The following is a 15669-nucleotide window of genomic DNA, read 5'->3' on the forward strand; positions in this document are numbered from 1 at the left end:
GTGGATGAATTACACGATTGTAGTTTTTCGGGCCAGTTATCCACCGAATGTGGAAAAGGGTGTGGATAACTAGTGGATAAGTGGTGGATAAGGTGCGTTTCATGGTGCATATCCCGTGTATAACCCTGATTTGCGCCGATTTTCCGCCGGTTGGCCGGTGCATGAAAAGCCAGAAAATCGGCATGATACGCAAGTTATCCACAGTTGTGCGAAGAGGACTTATACACCGGGCTGCCCTGATATCCACCGATTCACCAAGTTATCCACAGACTTATACACTTTTCCCCACACCTGTGCACAACTCGATTCCATACCCCGCGGTATCCCTTGCATCGTCGATGTGCATAACTCGGGTGTGGATCGGGGAGGGGACAGGACCTTACAGCAGCCCGGCGTACGGGTTGGCGGTGTTGAGGGCGAGAATCAGCGCGATCACCAGCACGGTGACGCCCCAGCCGTACACCTGCATGCGCCATTTCAGGCTCTTGCCGCGCCACGGCTTCACGCCGGCCACCAGCAGCCAGGTGAGTAGCCCGCCGACCACGAAGCCGCCCACATGGGCCTGCCAGGCCACGCCGCCCACCACGAACGGCAGGGCGAAGTTGACCGCCATCCACACCAGCATCGAGCGGATATCCGCGCCGATGCGCCGGTACACCACCAGCAGGGCGGCGAACAGGCCGAACAGCGCGCCCGAGGCACCGTATGCGGCGTACCGCCATCCCTGACCACCGGGGGCCAGCACGCCCCATGTCATGAGGCCCAGCGCGCCGCCGAGCCCGGAGATCATGTACAGGCCCAGGAACCGCCAGTGGCCCATGAGCCGTTCGAGTTCGGGGCCCACGGAATACAGGGCGATCATGTTGAACAGGATATGCAGAATCGAGTTCGGTGCATGCAGGAACATCGAGGTGACGATGGTCCACGGCTCGCGCACCATCGTGGCCGGGGCCGCCATGCCCTGCACGATCAGCCAGTTCTGCAGCACCGGCGAAAGGAATCCGGCGAGCACCTCCACCAGCCACACCGCCACGCAGGCGATGATCAGCGCCCAGGTGATCACCGGGCCGCCGCGTTCCCATTGGTATCGAATCTGCTGTTTGGTAGGCATACGCATGGGCTCCACTGTATCGGAGCGCATGTCATTCCACCCAATCGACACAAACACCGACTTAGAATAGGGAGCAGAGTCGGTCTGAATGGGCATACCGACCAGACGATCCCTAGGGAAAGGAGCCGTCATGGAGAACAAGTCTTCTAACGGTTGGAAGTTCTTCGCACTGCTGTTCGGCGCGCTGCTCGCAGCGGTGGTGGGTCTGTACATCTACAAGCAGCAGAACCCGGATTACGATCCGTGGGAGGAGCCGTGGGAGAACAGCTCCTCGCCGGTGGACCTGGGTCTGAACAAGGCCGCGGACAAGGGCGATGAGGAGGAGCCCGAAGCCGCCCCGGCCGAAGCCTGATTCCCAGCCGTTATAACGGGGAAGCCCCCGCAACCACATCGGTTGCGGGGGCTTCCTTGTTTACATCAATATGCCATCGGCATCGGCTCCCCTCCCTGAGCGGAGCGAGGCTGAGGGGAGTTCTGACAAGGACTACCCCTCAGTCGCCTTCGGCGCCAGCTCCCCTGACAAGGGGGAGCCGAGGTTATGCTCAGGCGAGCGGAGCGAGTCGACTGACGTGTGTGTCCGCAAGGCGCACCGAGGGAAGGCGTACGAAGGTACGTCGACCGAGGAGCAACGCCGCGGACACTCCGTCAGTCGGCGAGCGGACCGGTGTGCCAGAGTGCGGCGCCGTTAAGCAAACAGTCCGGTGGACTGTTTGTAGGCGACGCCGAGCGACGACAGTCGCGAGGCAGGAACCAGCGCGCATTTGGCGCGCCGGTTCCGAGCCGTCAGGCGAGCGGGCCGGTGTGCCAAATGCGCTCCAAGTAATCCTCCATCGAGCGGTCGGAGCTGAAGTAGCCGGAGTTGGCCACGTTGAGCAGGGCCTTGCGGTTCCACTCGAGCGGGTCGCGGTAGAGCTTCTCGATCTCAGCCTGGATGTCGGCGTAGGCGGAGAAGTCGGCCAGGGTCATGAACCAGTCCTTGGTCAGCCAATCGGCCACGAGCGGGGCGTAGGCGTTGCGGTCGCCGTTGGAGAAGGTGCCGTTGGCGACCAGATCGATGGCCTGCTTCAGGCGAGGATCGGCCTCGTAGTACTTGGCCGGATCGTAACCGTCGGCGTACAGCTTCTCGACCTCATCGACGGTCATGCCGAAGAGGAAGAAGTTCTCGGCGCCGACCTTCTCGCGGATCTCGACGTTCGCGCCGTCCAGGGTGCCCACGGTCAGGGCGCCGTTGAGGGCGAACTTCATGTTGCCGGTGCCGGAGGCTTCCTTGCCGGCCTGGGAGATCTGCTCGTCCAGTTCGGTGGCCGGGATCAGGTTCTGGGCCATCTCGATGTTGTAGTTCGGCAGCATGTGGACGGCCAGCTTGCCCTTGACGTCCGGATCGTTGTTGACGACCTTGGAGACGTTGTTGATGAGCTGGATGGTCATCTTGGCCAGGTAGTAGCCCGGGGCGGCCTTGGCGCCGAAGAACACGGTGCGCGGCAGGATCTCGTCGGCGGAGACGGTGCCGTTCTTGATGGCGGCGTACTTGGAGATGACGGCCAGGATCTTCAGGCTCTGGCGCTTGTACTCGTGCAGACGCTTGACCATCGTGTTGAACATGGTGTTCTCGTCGATGTCGATGCCGTAGCGATCCTTGGCGAAGCCCACGAAGGAGTGCTTGTTGGCGGCCTTGACGGCGGCGAACTTCTTGACGAACTCGTCGTCCTGGGCCAGCGGGACCAGGCCCTGCAGCAGCTCGAGGTCGGAGAGCCACTTGTCGGTGCCCAGGCCCTCGGTGATGAGGTCGGACAGGCCGGGGTTGGCCAGCTTGACGAAGCGACGCGGGGTCACGCCGTTGGTCACGTTGGTGAACTTGTCCGGGTAGGCGTCGGAGAAGTTCTTCAGGGTGACGTCCTTGAGCAGCTGGGAGTGCAGCTCGGCCACGCCGTTGACGTGGGAGCCGCCGTAGGTGGACAGGTAGGCCATGCGGACCGAGTCGCCGGTGTAGATGCGCATGTCCTCGATGGTCTCGTCGGCGACGCCCTTGCCCTTGAGCTCGTCCTCGAACTGCTCGTTGATCTTCTCGATGATCTCGAGGTGACGCGGCAGCAGCTCGCCGATCAGGCTGGCCGGCCAGACCTCGAGGGCCTCCGGCAGCAGGGTGTGGCAGGTGTAGTTGAAGGTCTTCTGGGTCACGGTCCAGGCGGTATCCCAGTCGTAGCCGTACTCATCGATGAGGATGCGCATGAGCTCCGGGATGCCGATCACCGGGTGGGTGTCGTTGAGCTGGAAGGTGATCTTGTCCGGGAAGGTGGTCAGGTCCGGCTTGTCCTGGCCCGGGTAGAAGACGCGGATGGCGTCATGCAGAGAGGCGGACACGAAGAAGTACTGCTGCTCGAGACGCAGCTCCTTGCCGACCTTGGTGGAATCCTCCGGGTAGAGGATCTTGGAGATGTTCTCGGCCTTGACCTGCGGCTTGACGGCCTCCATGTACTCGGAGCGGTTGAAGGCGAGCAGATCGAACTCGTCGTAGCTCTTGGCGGTCCACAGGCGCAGGGTGTTCACGCGCTGGGACTTGTAGCCGGGCACCAGGTAGTCGACCGGCACGGCGCGCACGGACCAGGCCGGCTTCCACACCTTCTTGCCGTCCTCCTCGACGACCTCGCCGCCGAAGGAGACCTTCTGGTCGCGGTTGTAGTCGATGTGGCCCCACGGCTCCTCGTTGCTCAGCCAGTAGTCCGGGGTCTCCACCTGCTTGCCGTTCTCGTCGAACGTCTGCTTGAAGATGCCGTACTTGTACTGGATGCCGTAGCCGAAGGCCGGCACGCCCAGGGAGGCGAGGGAGTCGATGAAGCAGGCGGCGAGACGGCCGAGACCGCCGTTGCCCAGGCCCGGCTCGTACTCGGCGTCGACGATGTCCTTCGGCTGGAAGCCGAGGGCCTCGACGGCCTCGTCGAACTGCTCGGTCAGGCCGGCGTTGAGCAGTGCGTTCTCCAGCTGCTTGCCCATGAGGAACTCGGCGGAGAGGTAGCCCACGGCCTTGGTGTTGCCGTTGACGGTGTCGGCCTGGGTGGTGAACCAGGCGTCCGCGAGGTGGTTGCGCACGGCCTTGGCGGCGGCGACGTACACGTCGGCGGCGGTGGCCTGCTCAGGGGTGACGTTCTGGGTGTACTTGAGTTGCTCGCGAATCTCGTCGGCGAACTGAGCCGCCGTGACAGGAGACTTGGGTGCGGTGATTTCGGTCATTCTGACTTTCCTTCCGGGATAGTTGCCCGACTTCATTATGCCGCGAGATAGGTATCGCCACATAAACGCAGGCATGAACTCTCCGTAACAGCATTGGAAAAGAGCGTTATGCATACGTTCTCATTGAGAGCATAGCACGCCTACGTAGTTTGCGCATCTCCGCGTATGTCATCGATGTCATCGTTTGCAGTACGCGCCCCGCAACCTGCGGAATGCCTCTCGCCGGGGCGCGCGACATTCCGGCATCCGAGACATCCTCCACGATGGCGTCATCGAAGAGCCGCCGCGCGCGCCATCGTGCGAAGATGGGGGCATGGCTGTGATTTTGGAAAGGGACCTGCCTCGCGGCCGCGAGGCGTTCAAGCGTTGGGCCGAGGCCGCACGGGAGGCGGCGAACGCCGTCGGCGGCACCGTCGCCGACATCAGCGACTCCGCCGATTCCGGCGACTCCGGCAGCAGCAGCGCCGCTCGCCTCGCCGTCCGCCCCGAACTGCCACACAACGTATGGGCCATGGCCGTGCGCTACTCACTGTTCCTGCTGGAGCGCCGCGCACCCGGACCGGGCGTGGAGGTGCGCGTGGCGCCATGGGGCGCGGTCAAGATTCTGGACGGCCCGGAATCGGATCCGCACAATCTCACCCCGCCGGACGTCATCGAACTGGACCCGGAGGTCTGGCTGAGGCTGGCCTGCGGTATCACGGATTGGGCGGAGGAGAAGGACGCCGGGCATATCAGCGCTGTCGGCGAACGCGACGACCTGAGCGACCTGCTGCCGCTGGTCTGACGGAGTCGCACGCAACGAAAAAGGCGCCCGCATTAAGCGGACGCCCGAAAAGTATGAAGAACGACGGCTCTATGACCGCCGTCAAATGCCGATCGGCAAGCCCGATCACTGCTTCGGCTTGAGGGCGCTCGGAATCGGGCGCGGCTTCGGCATCGGGATGGGCTTGTGAGGCGCGGCCGGCTTGGCCGTGGTCTTCGGGAACTCGCCGCTGGTCGCCTTCGCGGCGGCCTCGGCGGCCCACTTGGCGTATTCATCAAGATCATCGTCCGCGACCGAAGCGGCCGGTTCGGAAACGGCATCCGCAGCGGACGTCTCATGATCGGCGTCCACATCGTGAGCATACTTGGCTTCGATGTCGGCGAACGGATCGGGAGACCCCACTCCCGGCTCCTGCTCGCTCAGTTCCTTGGCCAGCTCGTCATAATCGGTATCGGTAGTCAGATACTTGAGCTTACGGGCTATTTTCTGCTGCTTGGCTTTCTGACGTCCGCGGCCCATGCGACCCCCTGCGATTACTGTGCTGTTCGATTCATCAACTTATGAGAGTACCACTTGTTTGCGGCTTGTTCGTTGTCGGCTCACACTTTTACCATAAAAAGCGTTTATTTGAGGCTATTTCAAAGGATTTCGCATGACCGATGAGCAGCAATTGACAGCGGCTGGCAATGAGATGAGCGCGAGCTTCCTCGCCGCGAAGAAGCGTTCGGATGAGACGCTCGCCAAGCTCGAAGCCGAGCCGGGCAAGTTCACGATGCTCACCGGCGATCGTCCGACCGGCCGCCTGCACCTGGGCCACTACTTCGGCTCCATCAAGGAGCGCGTGGCCATGCAGAACAAGGGCGTGCACTCCAACATCATCATCGCGGACTATCAGGTGATCACCGACCGCGACACCACCGAGCACATCCAGGAGAACGTGCTGAACCTCGTGCTGGATTACATGGCCGCCGGCATCGACCCGAAGAAGACCATGATCTACGCGCACTCCGCCGTGCCGGCCGAGAACCAGCTGCTGCTGCCGTTCCTCTCCCTCGTGACCGAGGCCGAACTGCACCGCAACCCGACCGTGAAGTCCGAGATGGAGGCCTCCGGCCACGCGCTGACCGGCCTGCTGCTCACCTACCCGGTGCACCAGGCGTGCGACATCCTCTTCTGCAAGGCCAACGTGGTGCCGATCGGCAAGGACAACCTGCCGCACATCGAGATCACACGCACCATCGCCCGCCGCTTCAACGAGCGTTACGCCAAGAAGCACCCGGTGTTCCCGGAGCCGGCCGCCATCCTGTCCGACGCCCCGGAGATTCCGGGCCTCGACGGCCGCAAGATGAGCAAGTCCTACGGCAACTCCATCATGCTGGGCGCCACCGCCGAGGAGACCGCCAAGCTCATCAAGAAGAGCCCGACCGATTCCGAGCGCAAGATCACGTTCGACCCGATCGCCCGCCCGCAGGTCTCCGCGCTGCTGACCACCGCGGGCCTCGTGACCGGCCGCGACCCGAAGGAGATCGCCGAGGAGATCGGCGATGCCGGCGCCGGCGCCCTGAAGGCGTACGTGATCGAGTCCGTGAACAACTTCCTGGCCCCGCACCGCGAGCGCCGCGCCGAGCTGGCCAAGGATATGGATTACATCCGCGACGTGCTGGAAGACGGCAACAAGCGCGCCAACGCCATCGCCGAGGAGACCCTCGACCAGGTGCGCGAGGCCATGGGCATGAAGTACTGAGAGTACTGAGTTTTCGCCCGGTCGTTCGGACCGTACGTGTAAGGCTGTGTTAAACCAAGATTGACATGTCCCTTATTCTCGGCTCCCCTTGTCAGGACATTGCCGTGAAGCAAACAGCGGAGCTGTTTGTAGGCAATGTGCGAGACGACAGTCGAACCAATAAGTTGCGAACGGAGTTCGTCATTAATTGCAGGACGAGCTGTCGGCGAAGCCGACTGAGGGGTAGTCAGACATGGATTCATGTCAATCTTGGTTTAACACAGCCTTTTTGTATGGCCTTTGGTATGGCTCAGTGGACGCGGGTGCCGGCCACGAACGTCATCGTGACGTGGGCGGGCATGGCGCGCATGGCCTCGGGCGTGGTCTGGGCGTACGGGTCGGCGTCCAGGAGCACGACGTCCGCTGGATCGCCGGCTTCGAGGCGATCGCGGCCCACTGCCGTGGATGCGGCCAGCGCGACCTCGACCGGCAGGCACTGCTCGGGCTGGAACGGCTCGCGATCCGAACTTTCCGTGCCGAAGACCGCGGCGGAGATGGCCAGCCACGGATCGAGCGGGGCTACAGGGGCGTCCGAGCCCATGCGCAGTTTCGTCCCCGCGTCGTGGAGCGCGCGGAACGGGTAGGGGATGCCGGCCGGATTGGCCCAGAAGCGGGTGATGACGTCACGGTCGTCCATCGCGTGCTGCGGCTGAATGCTGGCCGTGAGCCCCAGCTGGGCGAATCGCGGGATATCCACGGGCTTGAGCATCTGCGCGTGCTCGATGGAGCCATGCGCATGGGTGGCCTCCGCGGCATTCAGCACGATGGTGTTCGCCTCGTCGCCGATGGCGTGGCAGGCGATGTCGAAGCCGTGCTCGGTGGCGAGCCGCATGTACTGCTCGATCTGCTGCGGCGTGTAGCTCAGGGTTCCGTAGGTGGCGGGTTCGATGCCCGAATACGGGGTGGAGCAGTAGGCGGAGCGCGTGTTGAGCGAGCCGTCCGAAATAAGCTTCATGGCGCCGACGCGGCCCAATCCGTTGCTGCCGGGCAGGGTCTTGCCGGTATGCCACCCGGCGTCGATGGCGTCCTGCATGCGTTCGGGATATACGCCGGCGTCCACCCGCAGCTTGTTGATGCCGGCCGCGAAACGGCCGATCCAGGTGTCGATGTTCTCGGCCATCTCGTAATCGCGGATGCCGACGATGCCTTTTGCCGCGGCATCCTGTTCGGCCTCGCGCAACAGTCGGTCGGTCTCCTCGGCGGCGCCGGGCGCCTTGTCGAACTGGGTGTAGGCGTCGAACCATTCGAGTTCGCCCACAAGCCCGGTGCGTTCGTCCACATGCACGCCCAATCGCCGTGCCGCCGCGGAATTCACCCAGCCGCAGTGCATGTCCGCGCTGGAGAGCGCCACCGGCTGCTCGCCGGTCACCGCATCGATGGCGGCGAGCGTGGGCTGTTCGTCGTCGGACCAGAGGGAGTGGCGGAATCGCATGCCCACCACGAAGGCGTCGGGATCGAGCGTGCCGGCGGCACGGCGCTCATCGAGATGGGCACACAACATGTCCATCGCCTCGGACGCCGAGCGGGCGTTGATCAGGTCCAATCGCCCCAGCGTCTTGGACCATTGCGTGAAATGCGTATGGCAATCCCACAGGCCGGGAATGGCCCAGAGACCGTCGGCGTCGATGGTGGTTTCGGCGGCCGATGCATCGACCGGCACAGACGGCCTCCCATCAGCCGAACCGGCCGGACTGACGGACGCGACCTTTCCGTCCTTCAGAACGATATCGACACGGGCTTCGGAGCCGGGGACACCGGCATTGGCAATGCGCACCAAGCTATTCATACCTGCCATCATGCCACCGCCAAGTCGACGGAAGGCCCGCCGCGCTCACTTCTCGCCGCGGACCTCGGCCTCCATGGCCTCCATCGGCTCGTCCACCAGCACGGAGCCGGAGGGCAGGGAGCCGGGCAGCGGATCGTCCATGTAGTGGTCGAACTCGTAGAGCATGCGTTCGTTCGGCGCCTCGGTGAGGAGCGAGACCACCACGATGAACAGCAGCGAGATGAGGAACGCCGACAGCAGCTCGTAGATGGCGAAGATGCCGCCCAGCGGCTTCATGACGTTGTGCCAGATGAGCACCGTGGCCGTACCGGAGAGCATGCCGGCCACCGCACCGGCCTTGTTGGCGCGGCGCCAGTAGAGCGCGCACAGCATGAGCGGGCCGAACGAGGCGCCCAGGCCGGCCCATGCGTAGGAGACCACCTGGAAGATGGAGGAGTTCTGGTCGTAGGCCACAAGGCAGCCGAAGATGAACATCACCACGAGGGTCACGCGGGCCACGATCATGACCTGGCGGTCGGTGGCCTTCCGGTGGAACAGGCCGCGGAAGATGTTCTCGCCCATGGCGGAGGCGCCGATGATCATGTACGAGGAGCTGGAGCTCATCGAGGCGGCGAAGATGCCGGAGACCACCACACCGCACATGAAGCTCGGCAGCAGGGTCTGGGCCAGCACGATGAAGATGGTTTCGGCGTCCGTGGCGGTCAGTAGCTCGGTGGGCATCATGGCGCGGCCCACCAGACCGATGCACACGGCGCTGGCCAGCGAGAGCACGCACCACAGGGTGGCGATGATGCGGGACTTGCGCACCTCCTCCACGCTGCGGATGGAGAGGAAGCGCACGAGCACCTGCGGCATGCCGAAGTATCCCAGACCCCACGCCAGCATGGAGACGATGGTGATGATGCCGTACTCGGACGGCTCGCCGAACACCGCACGGCCGGCCTCGACCAGCTGGCGGCCGGTCTCGGGGTCGAGCTGCGGGGAGGCCACCTGCGTGCCGGACAGGTATCCGGGGATGGACTGGAGGAACGCCACGGTGTTCTCGATGCCGCCCGCATTGGCCACGGTGCCGATGAACACCACGGCGAGCGCGAAGAACATGAGCAGGCCTTGGATGAAGTCGGTCATGACCACGGACAGGTAGCCGCCCACCACGGTGTAGACGAACACCACCAGCGCGCCGAGGATCATCATGAGGTGGTAGTCGAAGCCGAAAAGCGCGGCGAACAGCTTGCCCACGGTCACGAAGCAGCTGCCCACGTACACGCTGAAGAACACGAGGATGATGATGGCGGCGATGGTGGAGATCACGCCCTTGGTGTCATGGAAACGCTTGGCGAAGAAGTCCGGGATGGTGATGGAGTCGCCGGCCACCACCGAGTAGCGGCGCAGGCGCCGGGCCACGATCTTCCAGTTGAGGTAGGTGCCGATGGCCAGGCCCAGTGCGGTCCACATCGGGTCGGCGGCACCGGTGAAGTAGGCCAGGCCGGGCAGGCCCATGAGCAGCCAGCCGGACATGTCCGAGGCCTCGGCGGACAGGGCGGTGAGCCACGGTCCCACGCCGCGGCCGCCTGCGAAGTACTCCTTGGAGGAGGAGTTGGACCGCTTGGAATACACGAATCCGATGGACAGCATGGCCGCGAAGTAGATGACCATGGCCAGCAGAATCCAGAAATCGTTCGCCACGCTAACCGCCTTACGTCAATGGGATGGCTCCGCCCGCCGCACTTTGGATTCCTGTATACGGGAACCGTCAGTGCAGTGTCGGCTGACTGCAGGTAGTCAGGGGGACAGGTCATGGGGATAGCCGCCGTCATGACCCGATCGAAGAGCCTTCAGAAATCTTCCTTTGTGGCCGACCTTTCCGGAACGCAAGGACAAAGCGGCGCAAATGGAACGATTATGTCTCAGAGTGTGGCTGCGTGGCGCGGTGTGGCGCCGGAAACGACGCCACACGCAACGTCAGATGTCGTAGCGCCAGGACTTGTCCGTGATCACGCGGGCCATGGCCAGGCCGATCGGCAGGCAGATGATGACCATGAACGCCTTGAACGCCCAGTCGAGCGCGGTCAGCGTATCGAACGAACCCAGGTGGAACATGGCCTGGTACATATACAGACCGGGCACCATGATCACGATGGACGGCACGGTCAGGCAGATGCGCGGGTAGCCGAAGTGCGGCGCAAGCCAGCCCTTGCGCACGGACGAGCGCCATGCGGTGGCGAGCAGGCCCGCGAGCAGCGCGCCGATGAACGCGCCGGCTTCGGCGGGCACGCCGTGGTCGACGATCTCCAGTCGCAACGTATCGGTGATGGCGCCGATGGTCGCGGCGACGAGGCACATGCGCTGCGGCGAGTTGAACATGATGGAGAAGCCCCAGACCCCGAGGAACGCGAACACGAAGCGCAGCGCGCCGTTCACCCACACGTTGAGGCCGAGCGGCTCGAATCCGGTGGGGTTGAGGTGCACGATCGAGGCCACCATCCAGCCGGCGAGCGTGGCCATGAGCACGATGCACAGGAAGTACGCCAATCGCTGGATGCCGGAGGGGAAGTCGATCTTGGCCATGTCCAGACCGCTGGTGATGAGCGGGAAGCCGGGGATGACGAACAGCATGGCGCCGATGTAGGCGGTGTCGTGTTGCAGGGCTATCGGATCGAACAGGCCGATGAGTCGCAGCGTGCCGGTGCAGGCGAGCGCCGCCAGGGCAACGCACACGAAGGTGACGAAGAACTGGTTGAGATGCCGCTTGAACAGAAGGCGGCGCAGCCAGTGGCCAAGGCCGGCGCCCACGAACGCGCCGACCATGTCGTACGGACCGCCGCCGAGCAGGAACACGAAGGATGCACAGGCGATGGCGGAGGCCAAGCCCGCGAAGGCCGGCGAGTACAGGGGCTTGCGGTGCTCGATCATGTCGAGGCGCTGATGGGCCTGTCGCACGGTGATGCCGCGGCCCCCGTTGCCATTCGCGCCGGAGGCGTTGTCGAGATGGTCGAAGTGTTCGGCGTACTCCTTCGGCGGCTTGCGGTTTGCGGCCTTGGTGGCCTTCGTCGCCTTGGGGCCGCGAAGGCGCGACGGCTTGTCGGAGGATTCGGCGGCGTGGTCGGGGAAGTCCGATTCCATCGCGTCCGAAGCCGGTGTGCGCCGTGTCTCGGCCGCCTGTTCCGCCGTCTGTTCGGCCTCGCGGGCCTGCTCGTCGGCGGCGCGGGCTGCGAGCGACTGGGCCATCGCGGACTGCGACCAATCGGTCTCGTGCACATGCAGCTGGTGGGCGCGCGGGTCGCCGGGATCGACGTGGCGGCTCGCGTCCTCAAGGGCGTCGAGCACGGCGTCCTGCCCAGGGCGGGAGGAGGCCTTCTCCTCCTTTTCCTCCTTGCGCAGCTGCTTGGAAAGATCGGCGGAGACCTGCGAGGCGTCCTTCGCGTCGAGGTGCTGCATCAGGCCCTGGGAGACCTCGGGCTGCACGTGGTACATCGACTCCTCGCCCAGGTTCACGGAGAACCAGTCGGCGAAGTGCTCCAGCAGCCAGATGCGTTCGGTGTTGACGCCGGTGCTCGGCAGGTCGATGACCTCGGTGATGCGGTCCTTGCCGTCCGTGCAGGCGGCCTCGATGTCCGTGAGGTTCACGTCGGCGCGCACGTGCACGCCGAGCGGGTAGGCGATGCGGTGCATCATCTCGCGCACGCGGAACGATCCGGTGCCGGCGGACAGGTCCAGCAGGCCGACGCGCACGATCACGCTGGCCTTGGCCGCGATGCCGGCCTCGGCGATGGGCTTGTCCCAGTCGCGCTCGATATCCTCCATGTCCAGCGGAATGGAGTGGGTATGGAAGTGCGAGACGGCGATGGCGCCGTGCTCCTTATGGTCCTCTTGATGTTGGCTCTCACTCACGTTCTCCATTACTACCGCGCGCAATCGACCGGAAAACGGCGAAAAATGGACTTCGTAACGTAAGTGGTGATTGGGCGGCGATACACTGTAGCGCGTAAACAACCACGTTGGATACAGGCTGTGGGCTCGCAACGACCGGCCTCAACAACCGCGGAGGAGCCGCGGGCGACCGGCAGACCGAGCAACCTGATATTCAGCAAAGGAGGTTATATGGCAACATCCGAAGAACAGATCACTCCGGCTGACGCTGCCATCGTCACCACCGGGACCGGACGAAAGGGCCCGGAGGAGCATGATCTTCCCGCAAAGCTCAAGTACGACATGGATCTGTGCCTGCGGATCCTGCGCGACGTGCTGGGCGAATACAACCCCGAACTGCTCTCCACGTTCGACACCGTGCGCAACTACGCGGTGGAGGCCAGCGCCGAGCACTTCGGCGGCATGACGGACCCGAACCCCGGACATGACGGACTGAAGGCCGCCGTTGAGGTCATCGACAACATGACCCTGCACGACGCCCAGCTGCTCGCCCGCGCGTTCGCCACCTACTTCCATCTGGCGAACCTGTCCGAGGAGAACTACCGCGTTTCCGTCCTTCACCAGCGCGAGAACGAGGTGACCGAGGACAGCGCCGTTGATCCGATCAACGAGCTCACCGTGGCCTACCACCAGCTCATCAACGAGATGGGTCCGGCCAAGGCCAAGGAACTGCTCGATCGCCTGGAGTTCCACCCCGTCTTCACCGCCCACCCCACCGAGGCCCGTCGTAAGGCCGTGGAGGGCAAGATCCGCCGCATCTCCGAACTGCTCACCGTGCACAACAGCCTGGGCGGCTCGGATCGCAAGGAGAACTGCCGTCGTCTCTACAACGAGATCGACGCCCTGTTCCGCACCTCCCCGATCGCGCTGAAGAAGCCGACCCCGGTCGAGGAAGCGGACACGATTCTCGATATCTTCGACAACACGCTCTTCCACACCATCCCCCAGGTCTACCGTCGCTTCGACGACTGGGTCCTGGGCGACAAGGCCGGTCTGGTCGAGCCCGTCTGCCCCGCGTTCTTCCATCCGGGCAGCTGGATCGGCTCCGACCGAGACGGCAACCCGAACGTCACCGCCAAGGTGAGCCGTCAGGTGGCGCGCAAGTTCTCCGACCACGTGCTGGCCGCCCTTGAGGAGGCCACGCGCACCGTGGGCCGCAACCTCACGATGGAGGCCGAGACCACGCCGCCGAGCGCCGATCTCAAGGTGCTGTGGAGCCACCAGAAGGAGATGAGCGAGCGACTGACCGACAAGGCCGCCCTGATCTCCACCAAGGAGCTGCACCGTGCCGTGATGCTGGTGATCGCCGATCGCCTGCACTACACCATCGAGCGTGACGCCGACCTGATGTACCACACCTGCGACGACTTCATCGCCGATCTGAAGACCGTGCAGAAGTCCCTGGCCGATGCGGGCGCCAAGCGTTCCGCCTACGGCCCGCTGCAGGACCTCATCTGGCAGGCCGAGACCTTCGGCTTCCACATGGTGGAGATGGAGTTCCGCCAGCACTCCGTGGTGCACTCCCGCGCCCTCGCGGACATCCGCGAGCACGGCCTGCACGGCGAGCGCGGCGAACTGCAGCCGATGACGCACGAGGTGCTCGACACCTTCCGCGCCCTCGGTTCCATCCAGAAGCGCAACGGTCAGAAGGCCGCCCGCCGCTACATCATCTCCTTCACCAAGAGCGCCCAGAACATCAAGGACGTCTACGAGCTCAACCGTCTGGCCTTCGCCCATCCGGAGGACGTGCCGGTCATCGACGTGATCCCGCTGTTCGAGCAGCTTGAGGATCTGCAGAACTCGGTGGACGTGCTCGAGGAAATGATCAAGATCCCCGAGGTTCAGGCTCGACTGAAGGCCACCGGCAACAAGCTCGAGGTCATGCTCGGCTACTCCGACTCCTCGAAGGACGCCGGCCCGACCTCCGCCACGCTGGCCCTGCACTCCGCCCAGGAGCGCATCGCCAAGTGGGCCGAATCGCACAACATCGACCTGACCCTGTTCCATGGCCGCGGCGGCGCCGTCGGTCGTGGCGGCGGCCCGGCCAACCGTGCGGTGCTTGCCCAGCCGGTCGGTTCCGTCAAGTGCCGCTTCAAGCTCACCGAGCAGGGTGAGGTCATCTTCGCCCGCTACGGCAACCCGGTGCTCGCCATCCGCCACGTGGAATCCGTGGCCGCGGCGACCCTGCTGCAGTCCGCTCCGAGCGTGGAGAAGACCAACACCGAGATGACCGAGAAGTACGCCGGCATGGCGCACGCGCTGGACGAGGCCGCTCACGAGCGCTTCCTCGACCTGCTGCACACGCCGGACTTCGCCCAGTGGTTCTCCACCGTGACGCCGCTGACCGAGATCGGTCTGCTGCCGATCGGTTCCCGCCCGGCGAAGCGTGGTCTTGGCGCCAAGTCCCTGGACGACCTGCGCACGATTCCGTGGATCTTCTCCTGGGCTCAGGCACGCATCAACCTGGCCGCCTGGTACGGCCTGGGCACGGCGTGCGAGAAGTTCGGCGACCTCAAGACCCTGCGCGAGGCGTATGAGGAATGGCCGCTGTTCTCCACCTTCATCGACAACATCGAGATGTCCATCGCCAAGACGGACGAGCGCATCGCCAAGATGTACCTCGCCCTGGGCGACCGTGAGGATCTCAACGAGAAGGTGCTGAGCGAGATGGAGCTCACCCGCAAGTGGGTGCTCGACATCGTCGGCGACAAGTGGCCGCTACAGCACCGTCACGTGCTCGGCCAAGCCATCCGCATCCGCTCCCCGTACGTGGATGCGCTGTCGCTCACCCAGGTGCTCGCCCTCAAGTCGCTGCGCAAGAAGGTGGACAAGGAAGAACTCAGCCAAAGCCAGCAGGCCGGGTTCATCTACCTCATCCTCTGCACCGTTTCGGGCGTCGCCGCCGGCCTGCAGAACACGGGCTGACGTTTGCGTCTGGGGCTTTGCAGCTAGTGCTGCAAAGCCCCAGGTGGTGAAGTCCGGTGGACTTCACCACCGCAAACGTAGCAAGGTTTTTGCGCAGTAGCTTTGCGCGCGCAAAAACCATCGCAGCACAGTAGTCCAGCAAT

General features: G+C 64.2%; 10 protein-coding genes. 4 read left to right on the top strand and 6 right to left on the bottom strand.

The genetic code is table 11. The features are described 5' to 3' along the window. Positions 1–379: 379 nt before the first annotated feature. Positions 380–1117 (bottom strand): rhomboid family intramembrane serine protease, encoded by a 738-nt coding sequence (locus tag JS536_RS01080; RefSeq protein WP_214355451.1) that lies wholly within the window; start codon positions 1115–1117, stop codon positions 380–382. Positions 1118–1241: 124 nt separating this feature from the next. On the opposite strand from JS536_RS01080, the gene JS536_RS01085 reads away from it, so the two are divergent. Further along, on the top strand, positions 1242–1463 hold the full coding sequence (locus JS536_RS01085; protein ID WP_170114947.1) for a hypothetical protein: 222 nt from the start codon (positions 1242–1244) through the stop codon (positions 1461–1463). A gap of 431 nt (positions 1464–1894) precedes the next feature. On the opposite strand, the gene JS536_RS01090 is transcribed toward JS536_RS01085, so the two are convergent. Next, the gene (locus tag JS536_RS01090; RefSeq protein ID WP_214355452.1) at positions 1895–4339 is read right to left on the bottom strand and encodes a glycogen/starch/alpha-glucan phosphorylase; all 2445 of its coding nucleotides are present in this window, start codon (positions 4337–4339) and stop codon (positions 1895–1897) included. A gap of 313 nt (positions 4340–4652) precedes the next feature. Between JS536_RS01090 and JS536_RS01095 the strand changes: the two genes are divergently transcribed. Next, a complete protein-coding gene (locus JS536_RS01095) occupies positions 4653–5123 on the top strand; it encodes a sterol carrier family protein (RefSeq protein WP_214355453.1) in 471 nt (156 codons plus the stop codon). A 105-nt stretch (positions 5124–5228) separates the two neighbouring features. On the opposite strand, the gene JS536_RS01100 is transcribed toward JS536_RS01095, so the two are convergent. After that, positions 5229–5621 carry a DUF3073 domain-containing protein gene (locus JS536_RS01100; RefSeq protein ID WP_214304579.1) on the bottom strand — a complete coding sequence of 131 codons (393 nt, stop codon included), beginning with the start codon at positions 5619–5621 and terminating at the stop codon, positions 5229–5231. Between the two features lie 133 nt (positions 5622–5754). On the opposite strand from JS536_RS01100, the gene trpS reads away from it, so the two are divergent. Continuing rightward, positions 5755–6846: a tryptophan--tRNA ligase gene (gene trpS, locus JS536_RS01105; protein WP_214355454.1), complete on the top strand. Its 1092-nt coding sequence runs from the start codon at positions 5755–5757 to the stop codon at positions 6844–6846. Between the two features lie 289 nt (positions 6847–7135). On the opposite strand, the gene JS536_RS01110 is transcribed toward trpS, so the two are convergent. The 3 genes from JS536_RS01110 to JS536_RS01120 all read right to left on the bottom strand — a co-directional run bounded on the left by JS536_RS01110 (position 7136) and on the right by JS536_RS01120 (position 12571). Then, positions 7136–8680, bottom strand: a complete 1545-nt coding sequence (locus JS536_RS01110) for an amidohydrolase (RefSeq protein ID WP_214355510.1) — start codon at positions 8678–8680, stop codon at positions 7136–7138. A gap of 36 nt (positions 8681–8716) precedes the next feature. Further along, positions 8717–10357: a sodium/solute symporter gene (locus JS536_RS01115; RefSeq protein WP_214355455.1), complete on the bottom strand. Its 1641-nt coding sequence runs from the start codon at positions 10355–10357 to the stop codon at positions 8717–8719. A 276-nt stretch (positions 10358–10633) separates the two neighbouring features. Further along, positions 10634–12571 (bottom strand): threonine/serine exporter family protein, encoded by a 1938-nt coding sequence (locus tag JS536_RS01120; protein WP_214355456.1) that lies wholly within the window; start codon positions 12569–12571, stop codon positions 10634–10636. A gap of 201 nt (positions 12572–12772) precedes the next feature. Here JS536_RS01120 and JS536_RS01125 point away from each other — a divergent pair, with 201 nt between their 5' ends. Next, complete coding sequence (locus tag JS536_RS01125) at positions 12773–15526, top strand: phosphoenolpyruvate carboxylase (protein ID WP_214304583.1); 2754 nt, start codon at positions 12773–12775, stop codon at positions 15524–15526. Positions 15527–15669: the final 143 nt, after the last annotated feature.

Source organism: Bifidobacterium sp. SO4, assembly GCF_018555355.1.
Taxonomy (GTDB): Bacteria; Actinomycetota; Actinomycetes; order Actinomycetales; family Bifidobacteriaceae; genus Bifidobacterium; species Bifidobacterium miconisargentati.

Coding starts and splice junctions, on each gene's coding strand:
- JS536_RS01080 (WP_214355451.1), bottom strand. CDS start 1,117: ATGCGTATGCCTACCAAACAGCAGATTCGATACCAATGGGAACGCGGC.
- JS536_RS01085 (WP_170114947.1), top strand. CDS start 1,242: ATGGAGAACAAGTCTTCTAACGGTTGGAAGTTCTTCGCACTGCTGTTC.
- JS536_RS01090 (WP_214355452.1), bottom strand. CDS start 4,339: ATGACCGAAATCACCGCACCCAAGTCTCCTGTCACGGCGGCTCAGTTC.
- JS536_RS01095 (WP_214355453.1), top strand. CDS start 4,653: ATGGCTGTGATTTTGGAAAGGGACCTGCCTCGCGGCCGCGAGGCGTTC.
- JS536_RS01100 (WP_214304579.1), bottom strand. CDS start 5,621: ATGGGCCGCGGACGTCAGAAAGCCAAGCAGCAGAAAATAGCCCGTAAG.
- trpS (WP_214355454.1), top strand. CDS start 5,755: ATGACCGATGAGCAGCAATTGACAGCGGCTGGCAATGAGATGAGCGCG.
- JS536_RS01110 (WP_214355510.1), bottom strand. CDS start 8,680: ATGGCAGGTATGAATAGCTTGGTGCGCATTGCCAATGCCGGTGTCCCC.
- JS536_RS01120 (WP_214355456.1), bottom strand. CDS start 12,571: ATGGAGAACGTGAGTGAGAGCCAACATCAAGAGGACCATAAGGAGCAC.
- JS536_RS01125 (WP_214304583.1), top strand. CDS start 12,773: ATGGCAACATCCGAAGAACAGATCACTCCGGCTGACGCTGCCATCGTC.